Source organism: Alkalinema pantanalense CENA528 (assembly GCF_050753345.1).
GTDB classification, from domain to species: domain Bacteria; phylum Cyanobacteriota; class Cyanobacteriia; order Leptolyngbyales; family Leptolyngbyaceae; genus Alkalinema; species Alkalinema pantanalense.
In genome coordinates this window covers 1-5,309 of sequence record NZ_JBLZFX010000173.1, presented here as the reverse complement: position 1 = coordinate 5,309, position 5,309 = coordinate 1, and the positions used below count along the sequence as shown (strand labels likewise).

General features: G+C 52.9%; 9 protein-coding genes. 5 read left to right on the top strand and 4 right to left on the bottom strand.

Translation table 11 applies throughout. The features are described 5' to 3' along the window. Positions 1–123: 123 nt before the first annotated feature. Positions 124–669, bottom strand: coding sequence for a tyrosine-type recombinase/integrase (locus tag ACN4EG_RS27000; protein WP_431633383.1), 546 nt, complete (start codon positions 667–669; stop codon positions 124–126). A gap of 352 nt (positions 670–1,021) precedes the next feature. Here ACN4EG_RS27000 and ACN4EG_RS26995 point away from each other — a divergent pair, with 352 nt between their 5' ends. Both ACN4EG_RS26995 and ACN4EG_RS26990 read left to right on the top strand, forming a co-directional pair. Further along, positions 1,022–1,321, top strand: a complete 300-nt coding sequence (locus ACN4EG_RS26995; protein ID WP_431633382.1) for a type II toxin-antitoxin system HigB family toxin — start codon at positions 1,022–1,024, stop codon at positions 1,319–1,321. Then, on the top strand, positions 1,305–1,703 hold the full coding sequence (locus ACN4EG_RS26990) for a helix-turn-helix domain-containing protein (RefSeq protein ID WP_431633381.1): 399 nt from the start codon (positions 1,305–1,307) through the stop codon (positions 1,701–1,703). The genes ACN4EG_RS26995 and ACN4EG_RS26990 overlap by 17 nt, the downstream gene beginning before the upstream one ends. A 15-nt stretch (positions 1,704–1,718) precedes the next feature. Here ACN4EG_RS26990 and ACN4EG_RS26985 read toward each other — a convergent pair whose 3' ends face one another. Further along, positions 1,719–2,759 (bottom strand): metal-dependent hydrolase, encoded by a 1,041-nt coding sequence (locus ACN4EG_RS26985; protein ID WP_431633380.1) that lies wholly within the window; start codon positions 2,757–2,759, stop codon positions 1,719–1,721. A 134-nt stretch (positions 2,760–2,893) separates the two neighbouring features. On the opposite strand from ACN4EG_RS26985, the gene ACN4EG_RS26980 reads away from it, so the two are divergent. The 3 genes from ACN4EG_RS26980 (at position 2,894) to ACN4EG_RS26970 (ending at position 4,097) form a co-directional block, all read left to right on the top strand. After that, complete coding sequence (locus tag ACN4EG_RS26980; RefSeq protein ID WP_431633379.1) at positions 2,894–3,157, top strand: type II toxin-antitoxin system ParD family antitoxin; 264 nt, start codon at positions 2,894–2,896, stop codon at positions 3,155–3,157. Next, positions 3,154–3,441, top strand: a complete 288-nt coding sequence (locus tag ACN4EG_RS26975; protein WP_431633378.1) for a type II toxin-antitoxin system RelE/ParE family toxin — start codon at positions 3,154–3,156, stop codon at positions 3,439–3,441. The genes ACN4EG_RS26980 and ACN4EG_RS26975 overlap by 4 nt, the downstream gene beginning before the upstream one ends. Positions 3,442–3,830: 389 nt before the next feature. Next, the gene (locus ACN4EG_RS26970; RefSeq protein WP_431633377.1) at positions 3,831–4,097 is read left to right on the top strand and encodes a hypothetical protein; all 267 of its coding nucleotides are present in this window, start codon (positions 3,831–3,833) and stop codon (positions 4,095–4,097) included. 127 nt (positions 4,098–4,224) lie between these two features. Here the strand turns inward: ACN4EG_RS26970 and ACN4EG_RS26965 are convergent, their stop codons facing one another. After that, positions 4,225–5,058: a hypothetical protein gene (locus tag ACN4EG_RS26965; protein WP_431633376.1), complete on the bottom strand. Its 834-nt coding sequence runs from the start codon at positions 5,056–5,058 to the stop codon at positions 4,225–4,227. Next, positions 5,028–5,279 (bottom strand): hypothetical protein, encoded by a 252-nt coding sequence (locus tag ACN4EG_RS26960; RefSeq protein ID WP_431633375.1) that lies wholly within the window; start codon positions 5,277–5,279, stop codon positions 5,028–5,030. The genes ACN4EG_RS26965 and ACN4EG_RS26960 overlap by 31 nt, the downstream gene beginning before the upstream one ends. Positions 5,280–5,309 lie beyond the last annotated feature (30 nt).

Sequence of the window (5,309 nt, the reverse complement as noted above, 5' to 3'; positions counted from 1 at the left end):
ATTTCATCGTCTTCTGGGCTAAGAATGATACGGAGAGGGGCTGGCATTTTAAAGAGAAAAAAGTTCCTTCTATCTTACATTTAATTTACCCCTCCTACTTAAGAGTTGTATTGCAATTCCCCCCTACTCCCAGGCAGATCGCAATGCCTCATCAGCCTCCAGCTTGCCAACCTCCAGATACTTCGCCAAATTGCCAATATCTTGATGCTGCGTAATCTGCTGAAGCGTCCGCAGACTATGCCCCTTCTCAAAATGTAAATACGTCAGCAGAGAACGCCGAAAACTATGGGTACTCACTCCCCGAATCCCCAAATAATCCACCGCCTCCCGCAACGCCTTATCACAGGCCCGCGTCGTCAGATGCCCCCCAAACCGACCGGGGAATAGATAGCCCGACCTGGGTAACTGCGCCTGGTCTAACAACTTGCGCAACGGCGGCGCGATCGCCACCTCGCGGGTGCGTTTCGTCTTAGTATTCTGCGCTCGATAGACCAAGTGAGACTTCAGCACGTCCTCCCCTTGGAGCTGCACCACCTCACCAATTCTCGCAGCAGTATAGTAAGCAATCTGAAAAATCAAACGATGGGGTTGGGTCAACTGAGCAAACACCCGATCGAGATCGTCCGCTTGTAAGACGGCAGCTTGACCATTGCGATCGACCTTAGGCATCAGTTCCTATTTCGTTGTTTTACGAACTCAATTTTACTGATAATTCAAGGGTTCCGCCATTTCCCCCAAAAAATACAGGCAAAAATGAGACTCTATTGAGAATCGTCCCCCCTCAATTGAGAATCTTTAAAATCCCCAATTCCGCCTCCCGATTGCGTTAACCGAGATAACTAAATTAACGAAGTATCACACCTGCAACAATGCTGGGAACAATACAACAACACCGTTATCACGATTAATGCTAGAAGAAGCGCTACAACATCCTCAATCCTAGACTTGACATTCCCCTCTCAAAACGAGAGGATCAAAGCAATGCATCTTTATCAAACAAGGAACAGAAGGATAGACCGAGATGCATTTAATTGCGATCCGAAAACTCCGATCGGATGCGGCCCGGTACCCCGATGTCCAAAGACCGATCGAAGACTGGTACAACGTTGTCAAGCAAGCCCATTGGCAGAACCTAGAAGATGTGCGACGGGTCTTTCGAGAGGCGGAAGCCGTCGGCAACTTCACGGTCTTCAATATCAAGGGGAATGCCTACCGACTGATTGTCGGCATCAACTATTCCCAGGGCACCGTTTTTTACAAGTACCTGCTGACCCACGCTGAATACGACAAAGATCGGTGGAAAAATGACCCTTACTTTTGATACGGCTGCTTACCGAGACCTGTTGACTGAAACGATTCCTAGACCGATCGAGTCTGAGGAAGAATACGATCGCCTCTTGGCCATTACCGAGCGACTCCACTTCAAGTCCGATTGCACTCCTGAGGAGACGGCTCTCTATCAATTACTCGTCACACTGATTGAGTCCTATGAGCAAACCGTAGATCCCATTCCCGCTGCTTCTCCGCTTGAGATGCTGACCTACCTAATGGAAACCAGTGAAACTCGCCAAGCTGATCTTGTCGGCATTCTGGGATCCAGCGGGGTCGTTTCAGAAGTGGTCAACGGCAAACGCACTATTAGCAAAGCCCAGGCCAAGGCATTAGGGGACTATTTCCAAGTTTCACCGAGTCTGTTTATTTGACAGGATTGATTGCGCTCACGGTTTCGGACTCATGACCTTCACCGTTATTGTACCCGTTGCGTACTGGTCTTTTAATTGCGCGATCGCGAGTTCTAGGGGGTGATAGGTCAGTTTGATCGCGTTGGTGTTGCGTTCAATGGTCGGAAACTGTCTCGGGTCAGTTGTTAACGCTGTTAACAGTTCTGGACTGTCGATCGTGATCTGTCCCGATAGCAAGATCAAAGCGTTAGGATATTCTGCCAGCAATAGCCCCAGGCGAGACACCAGGTCTTCATCGTCGAGGGTCAGGGCTAGGGTGCGAGTCGTGGCAGGGGTTCCAGGAGAAAGGGTCAGCCGTTCCGTGATGAGTTGCTGTCCGGTGCGATAGATGCCGCCGTTCTGCCAGAGGTAAAAGTCATTGCCTTCATTCGCTAGCACCACATAACGCCCATCGGCACGGGTGCGATCGCTCTGCCACACGCCCAATATATCTGCGTAGACCTGGCGACTGGCGGCGGTTTGGTTGTACAGCTCCACCATGCCATCCTTCAGCCCCAGAGTTTGGTTCACCTGCGCGGTAATGCCGCCACCGGTGGCAAGATAAATCCCCAAGGCCAACGCGATCGCGGCTATGGCCAAGACCCACAGTTCCGCAGCGCCCCCGGTCCGCAGCCGTCGTCGGGGGTTACTGACGCTGATCGCCCAGGCAGGATAAGGGTAAAACAGCATCACCCCTTGCTTGGTGAACGTGTCGGAAAAGCAGGCGAGTAGATGCCCCAGGGGAAGGGCGATCGCTTCCGACCATTTGCCCCCTAGAACGTAGCCGATCGAGAGGCTAGCAGCGGTGAGGGCTGCGGTGGCTAGCAGGCAATGGGTAATGGTGCGGTGGGGATAGCGATTTTCAATCCAACTGGCGATCGGGAAGCAGATTTGGCCGATCGTGCTGGTTGTGGTGTCGAGGTCAGGCAACTGAGAACCCAAGACAGCTAAACCCAAGACCAAGGGATCGGCGGTTCCGAGGATTAGGGTGGCTCCTGCGGCGGCGATCGTGGCGTGGGTGATGGACATCATAGGCATGAACGGACAAACTCATTCAGCCCAGAATGCCCTCTGAGTCAGCAACGTTCGATTGGCAGGGCGGAAAATTCCATTGTTGGAGTCCGATGCTAAAGTAAATCAATAACAGAAATTGCTAATTTTTGACATTCGCCATGAACGTTTCCCTAACTGCCGAATTAGAGCAATACGTCCAAAGCAAAGTAGACAGCGGGCTCTATCAATCCGCCAGTGAAGTCATCCGGGAAGGATTACGTCTGCTCAAAGACAAAGATAGTCTCCAAGAAATGAAGCTGAATGCACTGCGCCAAGACCTTCAGCAAGCGATTGACCAAGCCGATCGCGGCGAAATTTCCCAACGCTCGATCGCTGACCTCAAAGCCGAAGGTCGTCGCCGTCGTCAGCAGCAATCATCATGATGCCAGTTGTTCGGACAGTCCTAGCTGATGAGGATCTACTCGATATTTGGTTCTACATCAGTGCCGACAATGTGGAAGCCGCCGATCGGGTTCTCGATCGGATCGATGCTCGCTGTGAGAGCCTAGGGCACAATCCAGAAATGGGGACGCAGCGCGACGAACTCATGCCAGGAATGCGGTGCCTAGTAGAAGGAAATTACATTATTTTTTATCGCATCCGTCCTAACTGTGTGGAGGTGCTGCGGATACTGCACGGTTCACGAGATTTTCCCAGTATGTTCTAGGTCATCGGCTGCGTTGCCTAAAGCTTCCTGTGACCGCGTCTTGACCACTGGGTCTCCGCTCTAGCCTCAACTCAAACGCCATCAAATACAGCGCTTAACCCCAAGACCAGGAACTCGGGGCGGTACCGAGAATTAGGGTGGCTCCTGCTGCGGCGATCGTGGCGTGGGTGATGGACATCATGGGAAAAGCTGAGCAGCAATACCTTTATCTAAATTGCCCAGTCAAAACCAAGAACCTTGAAACTCAGAAAATACCTCACAAATATTGCCTCACAAGTCCTTCTGAACTGCCTCAGCCAGACGTTTTTTTGTAGGAATACTCGGGTAACGCTGCGTTCCAAGTGACCTAGGGCGCAGCTAATAACTACTAGCCCCAAAAGGAGGCACCCATGTTTCGCAAACCAACCTCGAGGGAAGCGCTCAAAACCCCAGAACCACAGGGTTTCAAGATCAAACTCGGACATCCTGAAAAAGGGTGGCTTGAAATCAATATCTCGGAATCACTCGCTGTGAAATGGACTCCCTGGCTAGCAGGCACACTGAGCGCGATATTTGGATTGATTGTTGTTGCCGGAGTACTGTCGCTGTTCATATACAGTCCACCACGACAGACATCGAGAGTACTTCCGGAGACGGAAACACATCAGCAAAAGTAAGGGCAGGGTATTTCACTGACAAAGTGCCTGAAGAAATATTGGATCGACAAAGCCTTGGCATTGACCGTGCTTAGGCTTTTCTTATTTGCAGCGAGATGGATGTCCCTGCTCTGACTTCCCCCCTATTCTATTGACCCAACCGCTTCCTTGCGCCCTTCACCTGTCCCAACTGCTTCAGCGCCATCGCCACCACCAAACAAATCCCACCCGTGATGTAAAGCCCACGGTTATTCGTCCCCAGCCCGACGAACCGCACCACCGCAAAGCTAAACAACAGCGCAATCAGAATCGGCATAATCACCACATACTGCCGATGTTCCTGCTGCTGCTCCAGCCCCAACCGTCGCCGCTGGATGGCTCGTCGCGCTAGCTTCGGATTGCGACCCGCGATCGGTTCCAGCTCGGCAAACTGCGATCGCTCCAAGGCCAACCCCAACCGCTGCGCCTCCGCCTGCATCGCCGCCCGCACCTCCGCCTCACTGGGCAACGGTAACTCAATCTCTAGTAGTTCCAAATAGAAATCCCGCCCCGGATTCATCGGAGCCAGCGCCACGACTCGACAGCCACCCCCTAGAACATCCAACAGCCGATACCGCACCGAAGCCGGAAGCCGCTGCGCCTCTGGAATGACCAGCAAATAGCGATCGCTGACATTCAACCCAATCTCATCCCACAGCTGATCGACCCCTAGGGGACGGGGTTTCTCATCATCGCCATCATCAATGGGAATGTCCCAAGCCTTCGCCACCGTTTGCAGCCACAGCTTGACACTGCCCTTATAGACCGCGATCGCCACCCGCAACGTTGAACCAAAGTGAGCCGCGATCGCTTCCGGCCATTGTTCAATGCCAGACCCCAGCTCCCCGACCAACAGCAACGCCTCCCCAAAGGAGATCGCCTCTACAATCTGCTGACCGAGGGGTGACTGGATTAGGCCGCTGGACTGCTGCGGCTGCGCCACTGATGCAGTAGGTCGGTGGCTGCGGCTGCGACATTCAGCTTTGGGCTGGTAGCCTCCTGGCGCACCGCATCCACTTCCGCGCGGATATCCTCCGGCAAGTCCTCATAGGTCATCTGTGCCGCGATCGCCCGAACCATTTGGGCCTTAGTGGTGCAGAAAAGAGTTGAAAGGGTTGCTATAGGTGAAGTCTCAATTGAGACAGGGATGGTTGAAGGGGGCATTTCATGAGAGGCTTAAGTTCCCCAACTCAA

Bases quoted from the DNA above. Each gene is read 5' to 3' on its own strand.
- ACN4EG_RS27000 (WP_431633383.1), bottom strand. From the start codon at position 669: ATGCCTAAGGTCGATCGCAATGGTCAAGCTGCCGTCTTACAAGCGGAC.
- ACN4EG_RS26995 (WP_431633382.1), top strand. From the start codon at position 1,022: ATGCATTTAATTGCGATCCGAAAACTCCGATCGGATGCGGCCCGGTAC.
- ACN4EG_RS26990 (WP_431633381.1), top strand. From the start codon at position 1,305: ATGACCCTTACTTTTGATACGGCTGCTTACCGAGACCTGTTGACTGAA.
- ACN4EG_RS26985 (WP_431633380.1), bottom strand. From the start codon at position 2,759: ATGCCTATGATGTCCATCACCCACGCCACGATCGCCGCCGCAGGAGCC.
- ACN4EG_RS26980 (WP_431633379.1), top strand. From the start codon at position 2,894: ATGAACGTTTCCCTAACTGCCGAATTAGAGCAATACGTCCAAAGCAAA.
- ACN4EG_RS26975 (WP_431633378.1), top strand. From the start codon at position 3,154: ATGATGCCAGTTGTTCGGACAGTCCTAGCTGATGAGGATCTACTCGAT.
- ACN4EG_RS26970 (WP_431633377.1), top strand. From the start codon at position 3,831: ATGTTTCGCAAACCAACCTCGAGGGAAGCGCTCAAAACCCCAGAACCA.
- ACN4EG_RS26960 (WP_431633375.1), bottom strand. From the start codon at position 5,279: ATGCCCCCTTCAACCATCCCTGTCTCAATTGAGACTTCACCTATAGCA.